Below are 266 nucleotides of genomic sequence, written 5' to 3'. Positions count from 1 at the left end.
CTTTTATTACTTCTTTTGGTGCATTTCCTGCTGCAATTATTCCTAATCCTCCAGCATTTGATACTCCTGCTGCTAATTCAGCAGTTGCTACCCAAGCCATCCCACCTTGGATTATAGGGTATTTTATATTTAATAATTCACATAAATCCTTCATAATTTCCTCCTTATATACTCCATCTAACTAAAGAAGCTCCCCATGTCAATCCGCCTCCGAATCCTACTAGAACTACATTATCGCCTTTTTTAATTTTTCCTTCTCTATAGGC

General features: G+C 37.2%; 2 protein-coding genes. Both read right to left on the bottom strand.

Annotated features, from left to right (window positions below; genetic code table 11):
- A partial coding sequence (locus tag ACWXWW_RS18095) for a nitronate monooxygenase (RefSeq protein ID WP_455971405.1) occupies nucleotides 1–154 on the bottom strand: 154 nt, incomplete at its 3' end.
- A 10-nt stretch (nucleotides 155–164) separates the two neighbouring features.
- A partial coding sequence (locus tag ACWXWW_RS18090; protein ID WP_455971404.1) for a 3-oxoacyl-[acyl-carrier-protein] synthase III C-terminal domain-containing protein occupies nucleotides 165–266 on the bottom strand: 102 nt, incomplete at its 5' end.

It is taken from the genome of Microbacterium sp. KNMS (assembly GCF_053851835.1).
This window is presented reverse-complemented; position numbering and strand designations above follow the sequence as displayed.